Below are 16,875 nucleotides of genomic sequence, written 5' to 3' on the forward strand. Positions count from 1 at the left end.
ATCACTACGTGTGTAGTGACTGCAATAGTTAGGGCCGGGGCGGCAGGTTGGCGAGCCACGAATCGGGCAGCAGTTCGATCAACTGCCCGTCGGGATCACGGATCATGGCGAACTGCTCGGTGACGGTCTCGTGGACCACCGCTCCGCCGAACTCCTCCACCATCGCCAGCACGGCAGCCAGATCCGACACCGACAGCGACATGTGCGTCAGCCCCGCGTGGTCCATCGCACGCTGCTGCGGCTTGACCTCTCGCTTCGAGTAGTCGAGCAGTTCGAGCACCAGCCCGTCGCGCACCAGGTAGGTCGCGTGCACCCCGATCGGCCGTTCGAGTTGGAGCAGCTTTTCGGTGCCTGCGTCTGGCAGTTCCAGTTCCCACCAGAACTGGAAGCCGAGCAGGCCTTCGTAGAAGCGCCGCGATCGCTCGCGATCGGCCACACACAACCCGATGTGGTTGAAAGCCGTTCGGTGGCTTGCCATTACAACCTTCCGTATCGGGTGAGCAGCCTTGGCCCGTCGCTCTCGACGAGCACCGTATCCCGCTGCAGGCAGCCGCCATCTGGCTCGGTAACCCACGACTGCACGCTCAACACCATTCCCTCCACGATGGCAGCCTCGCGGCCGCGCCCAAGGCCGATCAGTGGCGGTTCGGCACCCAGCCCCAGCCCGTGCGCCAGCGGTAGCCCTGGATCCGCGTTGCCGGTCGCCTCCCATGCCCGGTACAGGTCCGCGCCGGTGTTCCCCGGGCGGCATGCGGCGACTAGCGCGTCCATTGCACCTTCACATCGCGACACCAAATCGCTGTCGGCTGTCCTGGTGCGCGCCAGGCCGGCCTCGTAGCCCGCGTAGAGCGCGCCGGGCGCGAGCATCACCGACGATGGCGTCACGGTGCAGACGTCTTCGGACGGCGGCATCGGTGCGCCGAGATTCGCGATCCGCTCGTGGTAGACGGCGAGCAGTTCGCGCGCGGTGATGCCAGGCGCCAGTGCGCCTTTCATCGCGCTCAGCGCGGCCTCGGCGATCGCCGACGCGACCTCAACGCAGAGGATCTCGTCGGCCGTCTTGGTCCGCCGCGCAGCGGTCAGCATCGGTCCGGCATCGACGAGGTCCGCCTTCGTCACCATCTCCGGAATCAACGAAGCGAACATCGGCGTCAGCCCGTCGGTGCCGACGCGCCGCGCGTCGCGCACCCCGGGAACCTTGGCGAGATCGGCAGCGAGATTGGCTGGATTCCAGCTCATGCGGTACAGGTCGTCGCGGCCGATCTCGGGCGGCACTCCCTCGTCCCACGTGGAAAGCAGATGCACGCGTTCGGTTTCCCGTACCACCACCACGACGGGTGCGAACGGCAGCACACCCGAACGTCCCAGCTGACGCGCGCCCGACACGTACTTCACATTGCCGACGCCGCCGAGCATCAGCGCATCGAGATCGTGAGCTGCCATGCCGGAGAATACTTTTGACCGTCGCTCGGCACGCAGGCGCGCGAAGTCGACGCGTGCGCTGTCCTCGAGGCCCATCATGCCGATGAACACTCCGCGGTCGCGGGGAGCCGGGCTCATGCCTCGACTCCATACGGCTCATAGGTTGACCCGCTGAGCTTCACCCAACCGGTATCCGTCACGGCCACAATGTCTTCCGACCGATAGCCGGCATGGCCGTCTTCCCAGATGACCGGCTCGAGGACGAGCACCATTCCCGGTTGCATGATGAGGCGCTCGTCAAAGCCTTCGCCCAGGTCGGTTCCGATCAGCGGCATTTCGGCGCTGTCCGTGCCGACACCGTGAGCCAGATAGAAGTGCTCGATCCAGGGCCGCATACCGTCGTTGGCGTCGATGGCAACCTTGCCGAGTTCGAGCGCGGACACGCCGGGCTTCAGAACGTCAAGGGCGGCGTCGACGACGGTACGCCAGCGACGAAAGTGTGCTTGCTGCTTGGCATTCGGGGCAGCGCCGGTGGTCCATGTTCGGCCGTAATCGGATGCGTAGCCCTCCCAGGTGATGCCGGAGTCGACCCAGATGACGTCACCCTCGCGGAGAAAGCGGTCGGTGGTGACGGTCGGGTAAGCCAGGTCGCCGTGCAACGTCCAGGGCCCCAGCTGGCGGGTCGGCGCCATCACCTGCCAGATCGGATCGATGCCGTTCGCCGACGCTCCGAGTTCGAACACTCGCCGCAGGAATACTGCGCTCAGGTCGATCTGGCGGACCCCGGGACGCAGCGCCGCCAACGCGTCGGCCATCGCGAGTTCATTGAGCCGCTGCGCGTTGCGGATACACGCGATTTCGTCGGGCGTCTTGGTCAGCTTCGCGGCGCCGACCACGTCGGAGGCGTCGGCCCATTCGAATCTCGGCAGCCCGCGCAACATCGCATGCGTCTGGTCGTCGACGCCGAGGCGTGCTCCGGAACTGAAGTGTTCGGCGAGCTCCTTGGCGAAGACATCGATACCGTCGTCGAGATCGGGGAACAACGGCCCGTGCAGATGGTCGTCGGGAAGTTCGGCTGGCACGCCGTCGGAGAACGGTGTGTAAAGGTGCGGCGCCGAATCCCCGGTCACCACCACCGCCACCTGGCGGAACAGCGCCGCCCGGTCACCGTCTTGGGCGGGGGCCGCGGCTCCGGTGGCATAGCCGACCGAACTCGATCCGAGCAGGACAAGGCCGTCGATGCCCTGCGTCTCGAGCTGTCGCTGCAACCGCTCGAAACGTTCCCTTCGCATCCGCGGCAGATCAGGCTGGTCCGGAATCGCTCGCCCGCCGATGGTCGCTCCGCCGATGAGTCCACCTCCTGCGGACTTAATTCCCTAAAAATGTAAAGATAGCCGAATGGGCCGTCCCGACGTCAGTGCCGACGCGATCGTGGGATTTGATCACCATTCCGCGGAGTTCACCCGCAACGAGAACGAGCTCAACGCCGACCTACGCAGCCGGTGCCCCGTCGCGTGGAACGAGAAGTACGGCGGGTTCTGGTACGTGTCCTCCTACGACGCGGTGGAACAGATCGCGCGCGACACTGACACCTTCGCCCACAAGTACGAGCCGGACGCCGCCGACGGCGTGAATTATCAAGGCGAGATGGGTGTTCCGCGTCCCGAAGGGCAGCCGCCGCTTGGCATCGGCGAGGTCGACGGCCCGTACCATCTGGCGCTGCGCAAGGCACTCACGCCGTTCTTCTCATCGGGCGCGGTCGAGAAGATGCGGCCGTTCATGGAGCAGTCTGTGCACTGGTTCCTCGACCAGAGAATCGCCGACGGCCGAATGGACCTCGTGCTCGACTACGCGAGCCCGGTCCCTGCCATTCTCACCATGCGACTGATGGGCCTGCCCTACGACAACTGGCGGCTGTATGCCGACCTCTTCCACGGGGTGATGGATGCGGGCGACGCCGCGCAGTACAACAAGGTGATCGCCGAAGTACCTGCGATGATCGACGGGCTGCTGAGGTTCGCAGCGACCCGGCGTGCCGATCCTGCCGACGATCTGACCAGCTTCCTCGTTCAGTTCGAATTCGACGGCAAACGCCTTGACGACAACCAGCTCATCGACATCCTCTGGAACTTGATCGGCGGCGGCGTCGACACCACAACCTCACTGACCGCGCTGAGCCTGCTGCATCTCGGCACCCATCCCGAACTGCGGCGCCAACTCATCGAACAGCCAGACCTCTATCGCACTGCAGCCGACGAATACCTCCGCTATTGCTCGGTCAACAAGACGCTCAGCCGCACCGTCAGCCGCGACACCGTCCTTGGCGGACAACAACTTCGGCGCAACGACCAAGTGCTCATCAGCTGGTTGGCCGCCAACCACGACGAGCGGGCGTTCGACCGCGCCGATGAGGTCGTGCTCGATCGCGCGCCCAATCGTCACCTCGCGTTCGGCCTCGGGCCGCACCGCTGCATCGGCGCGCCGCTGGCGCGGGTGATGTTCGCGGTGATGGTGAAGGCCGTGCTCGACCGCATCCCCGACTACGAGGTCGATCTGACACGCGTGCATCGCTACTCCGGCAACCCGAGCATGACGGGGCTCGGCAGGCTGCCGGTCACGTTCACACCCGGTGCTTCGCTGGGTACCGCCCCGCCGAGTTAGAAGAGTGCGAACTGGTCGCCGGCCAGTGTGGTGTCGGTGAACTGCTCGATGTCGGTGCCGCCGATGACGCCGTCGAGGAGTCGCATGAAGTCGGCATCGTTCACCAGCGGCACACCCACCTCGATGGCCTGATAGCCCTTGCCGTGTTCGGGTTCGGCCTCGTTGCAGATGACGAGCGAGGTTTCGGGGTCGACGTTGTCGGTGTAGGCCAGCCCGGCGTGCACGATCCGCTCGATCAGCTCTTCGTGGGTGCGGGTGACTTCGGCCGACAACGCGACCCGCATGCCCTGGACCAGCGGCCTGCCCGCGACGAATCGGCCGGGATTCATGTACGGGCACGGCAGCCGCGAGGCCAACATCTTCAGCGGGCGCAACTCGTCGTGGGTGACCTGGCCGTTGGGCCATTGCCGCCGCGACACCGAGCGCACGGGCAGCCATACCTTGCGCTCCCTGGCGCGGACCAGCACCGGCTTGAGGATCTGCGCGAGCACCATCGCGTCGTCGAGCGCGTCGTGCGGCTTGATCTGCGTGATGCCCCAGTGCGACGCGAGCGTCGACAATTGCAGGTTCTCGGTGCCCAGCTCGAGGCGACGGGCCAGCTCGACTGTGCACATCACGGTGTCGATGGGCAGCTCCGCCCCGACCAGCTCGGCCTCTGCGGCCAGGAATGAGTAGTCGAAGCCGACGTTGTGCGCGACGAGCGTGCGGTCCTTGAGCAACGCGATCAGGTCGCCGACGACGTCGCCGAAGCACGGCTGGTCCTGCAGCATCTCGGCGGTCAGCCCGTGCACGTGGGTCGGGCCGGGGTCGACGCCCGGGTTCAGCAGGGTATAGAGGCTTTGCTCGACGTTGCCGTCGTCGCCGACGGCGAGCGCCGCGACACTGACGATGCGGGCCTGCCCGGGGCGGAAGCCGGACGTCTCTACGTCCACGACGGCCCAGCCCGGACCGGTCTCGTTTGCCGGCCGGCCCCAGGTTTGACTCACATTTCGAGCATGGCACGGGGTCCCGACAATTCCCCTCAAGGACTTGATCGCCGTCACAGCGTGTCGGCTCCCTGCCTCTACCCTTTTAGACTGCCGAGGATGGTCACCACTCGTGGACGTGTCGCGCTTGCGGCCGGGGCAAGCGCGCGCTGGGCGTCGCGGGTCACCGGGCGCGGCGCGGGCGCGATGATCGGCGGGCTGGTGGCGCTTGCGCTCGACAAATCGATGCTCCGCCAGCTGGGCGAAGGCCGTCGCACGGTGGTGATCACCGGCACCAACGGCAAGTCCACGACGACGCGGATGACAGCGGCGGCCTTGGGAACGCTGGGGCCCGTCGCCACCAATGCCGAGGGCGCGAACATGGATGCGGGACTGGTGGCGGCCTTGGCTGGGGCCCGTTCCGCGTCGTTGGCCGCGCTCGAGGTCGACGAGATGCATGTGCCGCATGTCGCTGACGCTGTGCAGCCCGCGGTGATCGTGCTGTTGAATCTGTCGCGCGATCAGCTGGACCGCGTCGGCGAGATCAACCACATCGAGCGAACGCTCCGTAGCGGGTTGGCGCGTCACCCCGGCACCGTCGTCGTAGCCAACTGCGATGACGTGCTGATGACGTCGGCGGCCTACGACAGCCCGCGCGTGGTGTGGGTGGCCGCGGGTGGCGGCTGGGCCAACGACTCCGTGAGCTGTCCGCGGTCAGGTGAGACCATCGTGCGTGACGGCAGCCACTGGTATTCGACGGGCACCGACTTCAAACGACCGACCCCGCAATGGTGGTACGACGATGCGAACATCTATGGGCCGGAAGGGCTTTCGCTGCCGATGACGCTGGCGCTGCCGGGGGCGGTGAACCGCGGGAATGCCACGCAGGCGGTGGCGGCTGCGGTGACGCTCGGCGCGGATCCGGCCGCGGCGGTGGCGGCTGTCTCGGGTGTGGATGAGGTCGCAGGCCGGTACAGCACGGTGCAACTCGGCGCGCACTCGGTGCGAATGTTGTTGGCGAAGAACCCAGCCGGTTGGCAGGAAGCGCTGTCGATGGTCGACACCGACGCGGGCTCGGTGGTGATCTCCGTCAACGGTCAGGTGCCCGACGGCGAAGACCTGTCGTGGCTGTGGGACGTCAACTTCGAGCATTTCGTGAACAAGCCGGTGGTTGCCGCCGGTGAGCGCGGCACCGATCTTGCTGTACGACTTGGGTATGCGGGCGTCGAGCACACATTGGTGCACAACGCGATTGAGGCGATCGCGTCGTGCCCGCCGGGACATGTCGAGGTGGTCGCGAACTACACCGCGTTCCTTCAGCTTCAGCGGGCGGTTGCGCGCCATGGCTGAATCTGCTGTGCGGATCGGGCTGGTGCTGCCCGATGTGATGGGCACCTACGGCGACGGCGGCAACTCGGTGGTGCTGCGGCAACGGTTGCGGCTCAGGGGTTTTGACGCCGAGATCGTCGAGATCACGCTGGCGGACCCGGTGCCGTCAGAACTCGACTTGTACACGCTTGGCGGCGCAGAGGATTACGCGCAGCGCCTGGCCACCAAGCACCTGATTCGTTACCCCGGATTGCAGCAGGCGGCCGCGCGCGGTGCGCCGGTGTTGGCGATCTGCGCGGCGATCCAGGTGCTCGGGCATTGGTACGAGACGTCGTCGGGTGAGCGCGTCGAAGGCGTGGGACTGCTGGACGTGACGACGTCGCCGCAGGAGACTCGGACCATCGGCGAGGTGGTGTCGCAGCCCTTGGTGGCCGGGCTGTCGCAGCGGCTCACCGGTTTCGAAAACCACCGCGGCGGAACGGTTCTCGGCCCTGCGGCGCACCCACTGGCGAAGGTGATCAGCGGGGCGGGCAACCGCGCGGGCGACGGCATCGACGGCGCGGTGCAGGGCAGTGTGATCGCGACGTATCTGCATGGGCCGTGCCTGGCCCGCAACCCGGAGTTGGCCGACCATCTGTTGTCGAAGGTCGTCGGAGAGTTGGCGCCGCTCGAGATCGCCGAAGTGGCGCAACTACGCCGCGAACGCCTGGCGGCCCCGCGCCGCGTCTAGGCGGACGGCGAAACTGCAGTTATTGCGCGAAAGTTCGAGTGGGCCACGCAGTAAGCGCGATTTCGCGGACTACGGTCGCCAACCGCGCGAGACCAATGCCTTCCGCGCGCGGGCGACGATCTCCGCGGGCCGATCCTCTTTGATCACTTGGTCGACGATCCAACCGAGTTCTCTGGCCCTTCGTAGGCTTCGGATGTCCTTGGTGTACTGCCCGCGATTGGTGCGGTGTTGATCCCCGTCGTACTCGGAAACGACCATGAATTCTTCCCAGCCCATGTCCGCCCACCGGACAAGTCGCCCGCGGCCTTCGACGATGGGGATCTGGGTTGTCGGCGTTGGCAATCCCGCGTCGATGTACAACAACCGAAGCCGTGTCTCCCGTGGCGACGCGGAACCACCGTCGACAAGCGGAAGGGCTGTTCGAAGTGCCTTCAGCCCCCGTGCGCCTCGGTATCGCTTGGCGAGCAGCAACACGTCCTCAATCGAGAACACCTGCGAGTGCATGAGGGAGTCGAGTCGGGCGATGGCTTCGTCACGGGGCAAGTAGCGGCCGAGATCGAACGCGGTACGCACTCGCGTTGTCACGGGAATCCCAGCCACCCTGGTGATCTCATCCTCGGCCAACGCCTCATTGCGAACGAGCAATTCGTTGGGCGAGCGGCCGTAGTTCCAGATCAGCTCGATCGGGATGTCATCGCCAACCCATTGGGCATTGTGCAGTGCCGAGGCTGCAACTCCCGCGATGACGCCTTCGCGGCCAGATCGCAGCCAGGCGCCCTCGATCCGATCGCGGAGCGTCACGTCATTCGACTTTTCGAGATATACATCGCGGAAAAGGCGCTGATGCCAGCGACGCAACTCGTGGGCGGTCAGCGCCCCCTCTTCCACCGCCTCGCTACCTAGAAACACTCTCCGCATGTGGGGATGCTCGCAGCGAGGGCCGACATGTCCGCGAAACTACAGTTACTGCGGGAGAGTTCGAGTGAGCAACGCGATAAGTGCGATCTCGCGAAAAGCAAGCTAGGCCATGGCGCGGCGGCCGGCCAGCGCCCGGCCCAGCGTCAGCTCGTCGGCGAACTCCAGGTCGCCGCCCATCGGCAGACCCGACGCAATGCGCGTCACCGTCAAACCGGGGATATCGCGCAGCATCCGCACCAAGTACGTGGCCGTCGCCTCACCCTCGGTGTTGGGATCCGTCGCGATGATCACCTCGGAGATCTCGGTCTCGGCCAGCCGGTTCAACAGCTCGCGAATCCGCAGTTGTTCTGGCCCAATGCCAGACAGCGGATCGAGCGCCCCACCCAACACGTGGTAGGTGCCACGAAATTCGCGGGTGCGTTCGACGGCCTGCACGTCCTTCGGCTCCTCGACCACACACACCACAGCGGGATCACGGCGTGCATCCGAACAGATTCGGCAGCGGTCCTCGTCGGAGACATTTCCGCACACCGCGCAAAACTTCACACCGTCGCGGACCTTGTTCAACACGGCGGTCAGCCGGTCGATGTCGGGCGGCTCCACCGACAACAAATGGAATGCGATCCGCTGCGCGCTCTTCGGCCCGATGCCGGGCAGCTTGCCTAGCTCGTCGATCAGATCCTGGACGGGGCCTTCGAACACTTAGAGTCCTGGCAGACCCAGGCCACCCATCCCGCCCGCGAGCGGCCCGAGCCGGTCGTGCGCCAGGATGGTGACCTGCTTGGCGGCGTCGGCAATGGCGCCGACGACAAGGTCCTGCAGCGTCTCGACGTCGGAGGGATCCACGACCTTCGGATCGATCGACACCGCGACCACTTCACCGCTGCCCTTCATGGTGACCTGCACCAGGCCGCCGCCCGCCTGCCCGTGCACCTCGGAGTTGGCCAGCGCTTCCTGCGCCTCCATCAACTGCTGCTGCACCTGCTGGGCCTGCGCGAGGAGTGCCGACATGTCGGGCGTGCCTCCGGGTTGCATGACTGTTCCCCTTGCGTGTTAGTTGCAGATGGGTCTCGACTTGGTTGCGCTCATCGGTAAGCGGCGGTTCGGGCTTTCAGCCTAGTCGCCAGACGGGCTACCGTGGCGCCCGTGCCAGCCACCCTGCGTGTCGGCGCCGCAATCGCCGCCGGTCTCCTCGTCGTCGCGTCGACGCTCGCCAGCCCAGCGTCGGCCGCCCCCGCCAACATCGCGGGGATGATCGTGTTTCTCGACCCCGGCCACAACGGCTCCAACGACGCCTCCATCGGCAAGCAGGTGCCCACCGGCCGCGGTGGCACCAAGAACTGCCAGGAGAGCGGTACCTCGACCGACGACGGCTACCCCGAACACACGTTCACCTGGGACACCACTCTGCGCATCCGCCAGGCCCTCACCGCGCTCGGTGTGCGCACCGCGATGTCCCGCGGCGACGACACGGGCCTGGGCCCGTGCGTCGACGAACGCGCCGCGATGGCCAATGCGCTGGCGCCGAACGCGGTCGTCAGCATCCACGGCGACGGCGGCCCGCCCACCGGTCGCGGCTTCCACGTGCTCTACTCGTCGCCTCCGCTGAACCAGGTGCAGGCCGGCCCTTCCGTCCAGTTCGCGCAGACCATGCGTGACCAGATGCAGGCCGCAGGATTCGTGCCGTCGACCTACACCGGCTCCAACGGCCTCGACCCCCGCTCCGACATCGCTGGCCTCAACCTGGCGCAGTACCCGTCGATCCTCGTCGAATGCGGGAACATGAAGAACCCTGTCGACTCGGGGCTGATGAAAACACCGGAGGGACGGCAAAAGTACGCCGAGGCCGTCGTGCGCGGAATTGCGGGCTTCCTGGCCACCCAGCCGCCGCGGACCAATTAGCCCTTCTCGACCTCAGACTTCAAGTTCGCCAGCACCTCGCCCTGGATCTTGCGCAGCCCCAGCGGCGCGAAGGTCTTCTCGAAGAAGCCGCCGATGCCGCCTGCGCCCTGCCACGAAGTCTTGACCGTGACCGACGACCCCGGGCCGGCCGGTGCGACGGTCCAGTTGGTGATCATCGACGAGTTGGCGTCCTTCTCGATGACGGTGTGGCCTGCCACGTCGACGTTGGCCTTCACGTCACGCACCCGCGATTTCGTCGCCTGCAGCTTCCAGGTCGCGACGGTGCCCGCGCCCTGACCGCCCTCGAGCACCTGGTAATCGCGGTAATGCGACGACAGGATCTTCGGGCGGACGGTCGCATAGTCGGCAACGGCCGCCAGTACGCGCTCCGGCGGGGCGTCAATCAAGACGGTGCTGGACGCGCTGACCTGTCCCATGAGATGGCTCTCCTGTCCGCTAGGTGCGGTCGCATCGGCTGCGACCGCGGACTAGCGTATATCTGTGTCAGTTGAGGGGAGCGACGCACAGGCTGCGCACGCTGCGGGCGTGCAGCGCCTTCTTGCCAGTTACCGCGCGATTCCGCCGAACGCCACGGTGCGACTCGCCAAGCGCACGTCAAACCTGTTCCGCGCGCGGGCCAAATCGACGGCCAAAGGGCTGGACACCTCGGGGTTGACGGGCGTCATCTCCGTCGATCCCGAGCGCAAGACGGCCGACGTGGCGGGCATGTGCACCTACGAGGACCTCGTCTCAGCCACCCTGCCCTACGGGCTCGCGCCGTTCGTGGTGCCGCAGCTCAAGACCATCACGCTGGGCGGCGCGGTCACCGGGCTCGGCATTGAGTCGACATCGTTCCGCAACGGGCTGCCGCATGAGTCGGTGCTGGAGATGGACATCCTGACCGGCACGGGCGAGGTCGTGACGGCAAGTCGTGACCACTGCTCCGACCTGTTCCATGCCTTTCCGAATTCTTATGGCACGCTTGGCTATTCGGTCCGATTGAAGATCGAGCTGGAATCCGTCAAACCGTTCGTGGCGTTGCGGCACTTGAGATTCCACACGCTGGACGACCTGGTCGCGGCCATGGATCGCATCATCGAGACCGGCGGACACGACGGCACCCCTGTCGATTACCTCGACGGTGTGGTGTTCACCGCGGACGAGAGTTACCTGACGCTGGGCTTCCAGACCGGCACGCCCGGTCCTGTCAGCGACTACACCGGCCAGCAGATCTACTACCGCTCCATCCAGCACGCCCACGGCGAGAAGCACGACCGACTCACCATCCACGACTACCTGTGGCGGTGGGACACCGACTGGTTCTGGTGCTCGCGCGCATTCGGTGCGCAGGATCCGCGGATCCGCCGACTCTGGCCGCGGCGCTACCGGCGCAGCAGCGTCTACTGGAAGCTGATCGCCTACGACCAGCGCTTCAACATCGCCGACCGGATCGAGAAACGCAACGGAAGGCCGCCCCGCGAACGCGTGGTGCAGGACGTCGAGGTGCCCATCGAGCGCACCGCGGAATTCCTCGCCTGGTTCCTGGACAACGTCCCGATCGAACCGGTGTGGCTGTGCCCGCTGCGACTGCGCGGCGACGAGCGCTGGCCGCTGTATCCGATCCGCCCGCACCACACCTACGTCAATGTCGGCTTCTGGTCATCGGTGCCGATCGGACCGACCGAAGGGCACACCAACAGGCTGATCGAACACAAGGTCAGCAGCCTGGAAGGGCACAAATCGCTGTATTCCGACGCTTTTTACTCCCTTGAAGAGTTTGACGAGCTGTATGGCGGGGAGGCTTACAAGACCGTCAAGAAAACCTACGACCCTGACTCACGGCTGCTAGACCTGTACGCGAAGGCGGTGCAAAGACGATGACGACCTATAAAGAGCAATCACACGCCCCGGCGAGGAAGCTGACGCTGGCCGAGATCCTGGAAATCTTCGCGTCAGGGCAACTGCCCCTGAGGTTCAGCGCTTACGACGGCAGCACGGCCGGGCCCGACGACGCGCCCGTCGGCCTCGACCTGAAGACGCCGCGCGGCACCACGTATCTGGCCACTGCCCCCGGCGATCTCGGCCTGGCGCGCGCCTACGTGTCCGGCGACCTGGAACCGCTCGGGGTGCATCCCGGCGATCCCTATGAGCTACTCAAGGCGCTCGCCGACAAGATGGACTTCAAGCTGCCACCGGCGCGGCTGTTGCCGAATATCATTCGCTCGATCGGCTTCGAACATCTCAAGCCCATCGCGCCGCCGCCGCAGGAAGCGCTGCCGCGCTGGCGTCGGATCGCAGAAGGGCTGCGGCACAGCCGAATCCGTGACGCCGAGGCAATTCACCATCACTACGACGTGTCAAACACGTTCTACGAGTGGGTTCTTGGCCCTTCGATGACGTACACCTGCGCGTGTTACCCGACTCCGGACGCCACGTTGGAAGAGGCGCAGGAGAACAAATACCGACTGGTGTTCGACAAGCTGCGGCTGAAGCCAGGCGACCGACTGCTCGACGTGGGCTGCGGCTGGGGTGGCATGGTGCGTTACGCGGCCAGCCACGGCGTCAAGGCCATCGGCGTGACGCTGTCGAAAGAACAGGCCGCGTGGGCGCAGAACGCGATCGAGGAACAGGGACTTTCGGATCTGGCCGAGGTCCGCCACAGCGATTACCGCGACGTGCGTGAGTCCGGATTCGACGCGGTTTCGTCCATCGGCTTGACGGAACACATTGGCGTGCACAACTATCCGGCATACTTCCGGTTCCTCAAGTCGAAGCTGCGCACCGGCGGTCTGCTGCTCAACCACTGCATCACGCGCCACGACAACCGAACTGGGGCGAACGCGGGCGGTTTCATCGACCGCTATGTGTTCCCCGACGGTGAGCTGACCGGTTCGGGCCGCATCATCACCGAGGCCCAGGACGTCGGTCTCGAAGTGATCCACGAGGAGAACCTGCGCCACCACTACGCGTTGACGCTGCGCGACTGGTGCCGCAATCTCGTCGAACACTGGGACGAGGCCGTCGAAGAAGTCGGACTGCCCACGGCCAAGGTGTGGGGCCTGTACATGGCGGGCTCGCGCGTCGGCTTCGAGACGAATGTCGTTCAGCTGCACCAGGTGCTGGCGGTCAAGCTCGACTCGCATGGCCACGACGGCGGGCTGCCGCTGCGGCCGTGGTGGACGCCCTAGCTTCTACCAGTTGTCGCCCCGGGTGTAGGAGAGCAGGAAGCCGTGCTCGCCCGTCTCGCAGACCATCGAGCCCTGAAGGCCGTGGCTGCATTTGGCGTTCCCGTTCACCAGTTGGCGGCCTTCCGGCAGAATATCGACCTCGCGAGTAAACGTCGGAGCGAGTGAAAAGCGGTAGCTGGCCGCCTCAGCCGGCGTGGCGACGGTCTGGTTGGTGCCCGCAGGCGGATAGGTCTTCGGCTGCATGGCGGGGTATTGATCGGGTTGCGGAACCCGGTCGCAGCCGACCGTACCGTCCGGGCCGATGCCACAACCGAAGTAGTCATGAATGTCGGGCTTCATGAATTCGTCGATCACGAAGTACACCCAGCCGGGATCGCCGTCAGTCGTGTAGTTTCCTTCGGCCGTCGGGAAATCGCTCGTGTGAGGCACGCCGTGATGGTCCGCACTCGCCACCGGTGCGGCGGCCAGTGCCACCGAGAACAACGCGATCAGGACAGGATTTCGATACACAGACACATCACAACTACAGCACAGCGAACGGCGAGAAGTGCGTGATTACGCAACTAACCGCCGTCGATGCGACGAGCGCCGAGTTCGGTCTGCAGTAGCTCGAGCGCGGCTTCCTCAGGATCGCGGCGCGTCACCTCGGAGGTGTCGTTGCTGGCCTCGGCCAGCATGTCCTCTTCGTCGTCATCTTGCTGCGGCGCCGACACCACCACAGGATCAGCTGGCTCCGGCGCCACAGGGGCGGCGGCGGTTCCGACTTCGCAGCGGATCTTCCAGTCCACGCCGAGCGCGTCCTTGAGCGCCTCCCGGATCACGTCGGAATTACGTTGTTCCACAAGTCGTTTCGCCAACGGCGCTGACTCGTGGCTGAGCACCAGCGTGTCACCCTCGACCGCGCGGACGATGGCGCCCGCAAGCATCACGTCGATGGTGCGGCTGCGCTGCCGAACCTTCTCACGCACCGTGGTCCACATGCTGCGCACCGCGGCCGCGTTGAGTTCACCTCCGACCGGCGGTGTCGGGGGCGCCTCCACCACGGGGTCGGACGGCGGTCGCACCGGGGGCGGTGACGGCGGCGGTTCTGGCGCGGACACCGGTTCGGGTGCAGGCGGGGTCGGCTCGGTCTCGACCTTCGGTGCCGGCGTGGGCTCCGGCTTGGGCTCCGGCTTCGGCTCGGCGGCCGGAGTCGGCTCGGTCTTGCTCTTGCGGGCGTACTGCTTCGGCGGCGCCAGTGAAGCCGAACCAGACGCGGCCTCCCCCGCCGGGATGGACAGGTCCAGCCGCGTCTCGATGCGTTCGACACGTTGCAGCAGCGCCGCTTCGGTGTCGCTGGCCGACGGCAACAGCAGCCGTGCGCACACCACCTCGAGCAGTAGGCGCGGCGCAGTGGCACCCCGCATCTCACCGAGCCCGGCGTGCACCACTTCGGCGTACCGGGTCAGGGTCGCAGTGCCGACGCGCGTGGCCTGCTCGCGCATCCGCTCCAGAATGTCCTCGGGCCCGTCAACCACGCCGCGGGCGATCGCGTCGGGTACGGACTGCAGCACGATCAAATCGCGGAAGCGCTCCAGCAGATCGGTCGCGAACCGGCGCGGGTCGTGACCGGCGTCGATCACCGCCTCGATGGCCCCGAACAGCGCCGCGGCGTCCCCTGCCGCCAGCGCGTCGACGGCGACATCGATCAGCGCGACGTCCGTCGCGCCGAGCAACGCCAGCGCGCGCTGATAGTCCACCCGGTTGCCTTCGGCACCTGCCAGCAGCTGGTCCAGCACACTCAACGTGTCGCGCGGCGACCCACCGCCGGCCCGAATGACCAACGGGTACACCGCATCATCTACCGAAACGTCCTCGGCCGAGCAGATGCGTTCGAGCAGTGACCGCATCGTCCGCGGCGCCAGCAACCGGAACGGATAGTGATGCGTGCGCGAGCGGATGGTCGGCAGCACTTTTTCCGGCTCCGTCGTCGCGAACACGAAGATCAAGTGGTCCGGCGGCTCCTCGACGATCTTCAGCAGCGCGTTGAAGCCGGCGGTGGTGACCATGTGCGCCTCGTCGACGATGAAGATGCGATAGCGCGACTGGGCAGGAGCATAGAACGCCCGGTCACGAAGCTCGCGGGTGTCGTCGACGCCGCCGTGGCTGGCCGCGTCGAGTTCGACGACGTCGACACTGCCCGGCCCGTTCGGCGCCAGGGCGACGCAGGAGTCACATACGCCACACGGCGTCGGAGTGGGCCCCTGCTCGCAGTTCAGCGAGCGCGCCAGGATCCGCGCCGAGGACGTCTTGCCGCAACCCCGCGGCCCCGAGAACAGGTACGCATGGTTGATGCGTCCCGCGGACAGGGCGGTCGAGAGCGGTTCGGTGACGTGCTCCTGGCCGACTACATCAGCGAAGGTTGCCGGTCGATACTTCCGGTAGAGCGCCACGCTCAGCAGGCTACCGGCGCGGTCCGACGGATGGACACGTCAGCTCTTCAGAAGCGACTCGGTCGCCGACAGCAGCGCGCACGTGGCAAGGCCGTCGATCGCGTCGCGCAGCTCGGGCAGGCCGGGAAAGGACGGCGCGATTCGAATGTTCTTGTCTTCCGGGTCTTTTCGATACGGAAACGCAGAGCCGGCTTCCGTGACCGCGATGCCCGCGTCCTTTGCCAGCGCGACGGTGCGCTTGGCAGTACCAGGCAGCACGTCGAGGCTGACGAAGTAGCCGCCCTTGGGATCGGTCCACGACGCGACCTTCGATTCGGCGAGGCGGTCGTCGAGAATCTCCTGAACCAACGCGAACTTGGGCGCAAGCAGCTCTTGGTGGCGCTGCATCTGCAGGCGCACGCCGTCGGCGTCCCCGAAGAACCGCAGGTGCCGCAGCTGGTTGACCTTGTCCGGCCCGATGGACTTCTTGCCCGCGTATTGCAGATACCAGGCGATGTTGCCGAGCGAGCCTGCGAAGAAGCTGACGCCGGCGCCCGCGAACGTGATCTTGGACGTCGACGAGAACACCAGCGGCCGGTTCGGGTTGCCCGCGGCCTCGGCCAGCCCGAGCACGTCGACCTGCTGAACGAAGTCGTGGGTCAGCGTGTGCACGGGATAGGCGTTGTCCCACATCAGCCGGAAATCTTTTGCCGCCGTTTGCATTTGCACCAGCCGACGGACGGTTTCCCAGGAGAACGTGACACCGGTCGGGTTCGAGTAGACCGGCACGCACCACATGCCCTTGATGGCCGGGTCGGCGGCGACGAGTTCCTCGATCAGGTCGACGTCGGGGCCCTCCTCGCGCATCGGCACGGTGATCATCTCGATTCCGAGGGTCTCGGTGATCGCGAAGTGCCGGTCGTATCCGGGCGACGGGCAGAGAAATTTGACGGTCGGCTCTTTGATCCACGGCTGGGTGGAGTCCACGCCGCCGTGCAGCATCGAGTACGTCACCACGTCGTGCATCAGCTCGAGGCTGGCGTTGTTGCCTGCGATGAGGTTGGGCACCGGAATGCCCAGCAGCTCGCTGAAGATCGCGCGCAGTTCGGGCAGACCGTGCAGGCCGCCGTAGTTGCGGGTGTCGGTGCCGTCACCGTCGCGGAAGGCATCCTTTCCGGAACCGGGCAGCTCTAGCAGGGCATTGGACAGATCCAGCTGCGCAGGCGACGGCTTTCCGCGGGTCAGATCGAGGCTGAGCTTCTTGGCCTGCAGGTCGGCGTAGTTGCGGGACTGCAGCTCGTGCTGTGCCTGCAGTTCGTCACGGCCAAGAGACAAAAACGACACGGCGC

General features: G+C 66.1%; 17 protein-coding genes. 6 read left to right on the forward strand and 11 right to left on the reverse strand.

What is annotated here, in order from left to right; all coding sequences use genetic code 11:
* Positions 1-28: 28 nt before the first annotated feature.
* From GGC64_RS21555 to GGC64_RS21565, 3 genes are read right to left on the reverse strand one after another with little or no spacing between them, the layout of a single operon-like run.
* Complete coding sequence (locus GGC64_RS21555; protein ID WP_192724557.1) at positions 29-478, reverse strand: VOC family protein; 450 nt, start codon at positions 476-478, stop codon at positions 29-31.
* Positions 478-1,560: a Xaa-Pro peptidase family protein gene (locus GGC64_RS21560; protein ID WP_192724558.1), complete on the reverse strand. Its 1,083-nt coding sequence runs from the start codon at positions 1,558-1,560 to the stop codon at positions 478-480. Before GGC64_RS21560 ends, GGC64_RS21555 begins: the two co-directional genes overlap by 1 nt.
* The gene (locus GGC64_RS21565; protein WP_225952128.1) at positions 1,557-2,714 is read right to left on the reverse strand and encodes a Xaa-Pro peptidase family protein; all 1,158 of its coding nucleotides are present in this window, start codon (positions 2,712-2,714) and stop codon (positions 1,557-1,559) included. The genes GGC64_RS21560 and GGC64_RS21565 overlap by 4 nt, the downstream gene beginning before the upstream one ends.
* A 106-nt stretch (positions 2,715-2,820) precedes the next feature.
* Between GGC64_RS21565 and GGC64_RS21570 the strand changes: the two genes are divergently transcribed.
* A complete protein-coding gene (locus GGC64_RS21570) occupies positions 2,821-4,083 on the forward strand; it encodes a cytochrome P450 (protein ID WP_192724559.1) in 1,263 nt (420 codons plus the stop codon).
* Here the strand turns inward: GGC64_RS21570 and GGC64_RS21575 are convergent.
* Positions 4,080-5,069 (reverse strand): DEDDh family exonuclease, encoded by a 990-nt coding sequence (locus GGC64_RS21575; protein WP_192724560.1) that lies wholly within the window; start codon positions 5,067-5,069, stop codon positions 4,080-4,082. The genes GGC64_RS21570 and GGC64_RS21575 overlap by 4 nt on opposite strands.
* Before the next feature lie 99 nt (positions 5,070-5,168).
* Between GGC64_RS21575 and GGC64_RS21580 the strand changes: the two genes are divergently transcribed.
* Together GGC64_RS21580 and GGC64_RS21585 are read left to right on the forward strand one after the other, a co-directional pair.
* Entirely contained in the window at positions 5,169-6,398 is a 1,230-nt protein-coding gene (locus GGC64_RS21580) for a Mur ligase family protein (protein ID WP_192724561.1), read from the forward strand.
* Positions 6,391-7,107 (forward strand): type 1 glutamine amidotransferase, encoded by a 717-nt coding sequence (locus GGC64_RS21585; protein WP_192724562.1) that lies wholly within the window; start codon positions 6,391-6,393, stop codon positions 7,105-7,107. Before GGC64_RS21580 ends, GGC64_RS21585 begins: the two co-directional genes overlap by 8 nt.
* Positions 7,108-7,176: 69 nt before the next feature.
* On the opposite strand, the gene GGC64_RS21590 is transcribed toward GGC64_RS21585, so the two are convergent.
* From GGC64_RS21590 to GGC64_RS21600, 3 genes are all read right to left on the reverse strand, one after another.
* Complete coding sequence (locus GGC64_RS21590) at positions 7,177-8,025, reverse strand: hypothetical protein (RefSeq protein ID WP_192724563.1); 849 nt, start codon at positions 8,023-8,025, stop codon at positions 7,177-7,179.
* A 102-nt stretch (positions 8,026-8,127) separates the two neighbouring features.
* Entirely contained in the window at positions 8,128-8,727 is a 600-nt protein-coding gene (gene recR / locus GGC64_RS21595; protein ID WP_192724564.1) for a recombination mediator RecR, read from the reverse strand.
* The gene (locus tag GGC64_RS21600) at positions 8,728-9,060 is read right to left on the reverse strand and encodes a YbaB/EbfC family nucleoid-associated protein (RefSeq protein WP_192724565.1); all 333 of its coding nucleotides are present in this window, start codon (positions 9,058-9,060) and stop codon (positions 8,728-8,730) included.
* Between the two features lie 111 nt (positions 9,061-9,171).
* Between GGC64_RS21600 and GGC64_RS21605 the strand changes: the two genes are divergently transcribed.
* Positions 9,172-9,927, forward strand: coding sequence for an Rv3717 family N-acetylmuramoyl-L-alanine amidase (locus tag GGC64_RS21605; RefSeq protein ID WP_192724566.1), 756 nt, complete (start codon positions 9,172-9,174; stop codon positions 9,925-9,927).
* On the opposite strand, the gene GGC64_RS21610 is transcribed toward GGC64_RS21605, so the two are convergent.
* Entirely contained in the window at positions 9,924-10,364 is a 441-nt protein-coding gene (locus GGC64_RS21610; RefSeq protein ID WP_192724567.1) for an SRPBCC family protein, read from the reverse strand. The genes GGC64_RS21605 and GGC64_RS21610 overlap by 4 nt on opposite strands.
* A 64-nt stretch (positions 10,365-10,428) precedes the next feature.
* On the opposite strand from GGC64_RS21610, the gene GGC64_RS21615 reads away from it, so the two are divergent.
* Together GGC64_RS21615 and GGC64_RS21620 are read left to right on the forward strand one after the other, a co-directional pair.
* Positions 10,429-11,808 carry an FAD-binding oxidoreductase gene (locus tag GGC64_RS21615; RefSeq protein WP_192724568.1) on the forward strand — a complete coding sequence of 460 codons (1,380 nt, stop codon included), beginning with the start codon at positions 10,429-10,431 and terminating at the stop codon, positions 11,806-11,808.
* Positions 11,805-13,115: a class I SAM-dependent methyltransferase gene (locus tag GGC64_RS21620; protein WP_192724569.1), complete on the forward strand. Its 1,311-nt coding sequence runs from the start codon at positions 11,805-11,807 to the stop codon at positions 13,113-13,115. Before GGC64_RS21615 ends, GGC64_RS21620 begins: the two co-directional genes overlap by 4 nt.
* Before the next feature lie 3 nt (positions 13,116-13,118).
* On the opposite strand, the gene GGC64_RS21625 is transcribed toward GGC64_RS21620, so the two are convergent.
* From GGC64_RS21625 to GGC64_RS21635, 3 genes are all read right to left on the reverse strand, one after another.
* Entirely contained in the window at positions 13,119-13,589 is a 471-nt protein-coding gene (locus tag GGC64_RS21625; protein WP_192724570.1) for a hypothetical protein, read from the reverse strand.
* 89 nt (positions 13,590-13,678) lie between these two features.
* A complete protein-coding gene (locus GGC64_RS21630) occupies positions 13,679-15,547 on the reverse strand; it encodes a DNA polymerase III subunits gamma/tau (RefSeq protein WP_192724571.1) in 1,869 nt (622 codons plus the stop codon).
* Between the two features lie 39 nt (positions 15,548-15,586).
* Positions 15,587-16,870 (reverse strand): aminotransferase class I/II-fold pyridoxal phosphate-dependent enzyme, encoded by a 1,284-nt coding sequence (locus GGC64_RS21635; RefSeq protein WP_192724572.1) that lies wholly within the window; start codon positions 16,868-16,870, stop codon positions 15,587-15,589.
* Positions 16,871-16,875: the final 5 nt, after the last annotated feature.

This window comes from Mycobacterium sp. OAS707 (assembly GCF_014873705.1).
Lineage (GTDB): Bacteria > Actinomycetota > Actinomycetes > Mycobacteriales > Mycobacteriaceae > Mycobacterium.

What these genes read in the sequence shown, in the direction of transcription:
- GGC64_RS21600 (WP_192724565.1), bottom strand. Translation starts at nt 9,060, where the DNA reads ATGCAACCCGGAGGCACGCCCGACATGTCGGCACTCCTCGCGCAGGCC.
- GGC64_RS21620 (WP_192724569.1), top strand. Translation starts at nt 11,805, where the DNA reads ATGACGACCTATAAAGAGCAATCACACGCCCCGGCGAGGAAGCTGACG.
- GGC64_RS21555 (WP_192724557.1), bottom strand. Translation starts at nt 478, where the DNA reads ATGGCAAGCCACCGAACGGCTTTCAACCACATCGGGTTGTGTGTGGCC.
- GGC64_RS21570 (WP_192724559.1), top strand. Translation starts at nt 2,821, where the DNA reads ATGGGCCGTCCCGACGTCAGTGCCGACGCGATCGTGGGATTTGATCAC.
- GGC64_RS21565 (WP_225952128.1), bottom strand. Translation starts at nt 2,714, where the DNA reads ATGCGAAGGGAACGTTTCGAGCGGTTGCAGCGACAGCTCGAGACGCAG.
- GGC64_RS21580 (WP_192724561.1), top strand. Translation starts at nt 5,169, where the DNA reads ATGGTCACCACTCGTGGACGTGTCGCGCTTGCGGCCGGGGCAAGCGCG.
- GGC64_RS21560 (WP_192724558.1), bottom strand. Translation starts at nt 1,560, where the DNA reads ATGAGCCCGGCTCCCCGCGACCGCGGAGTGTTCATCGGCATGATGGGC.
- GGC64_RS21610 (WP_192724567.1), bottom strand. Translation starts at nt 10,364, where the DNA reads ATGGGACAGGTCAGCGCGTCCAGCACCGTCTTGATTGACGCCCCGCCG.
- GGC64_RS21585 (WP_192724562.1), top strand. Translation starts at nt 6,391, where the DNA reads ATGGCTGAATCTGCTGTGCGGATCGGGCTGGTGCTGCCCGATGTGATG.
- GGC64_RS21590 (WP_192724563.1), bottom strand. Translation starts at nt 8,025, where the DNA reads ATGCGGAGAGTGTTTCTAGGTAGCGAGGCGGTGGAAGAGGGGGCGCTG.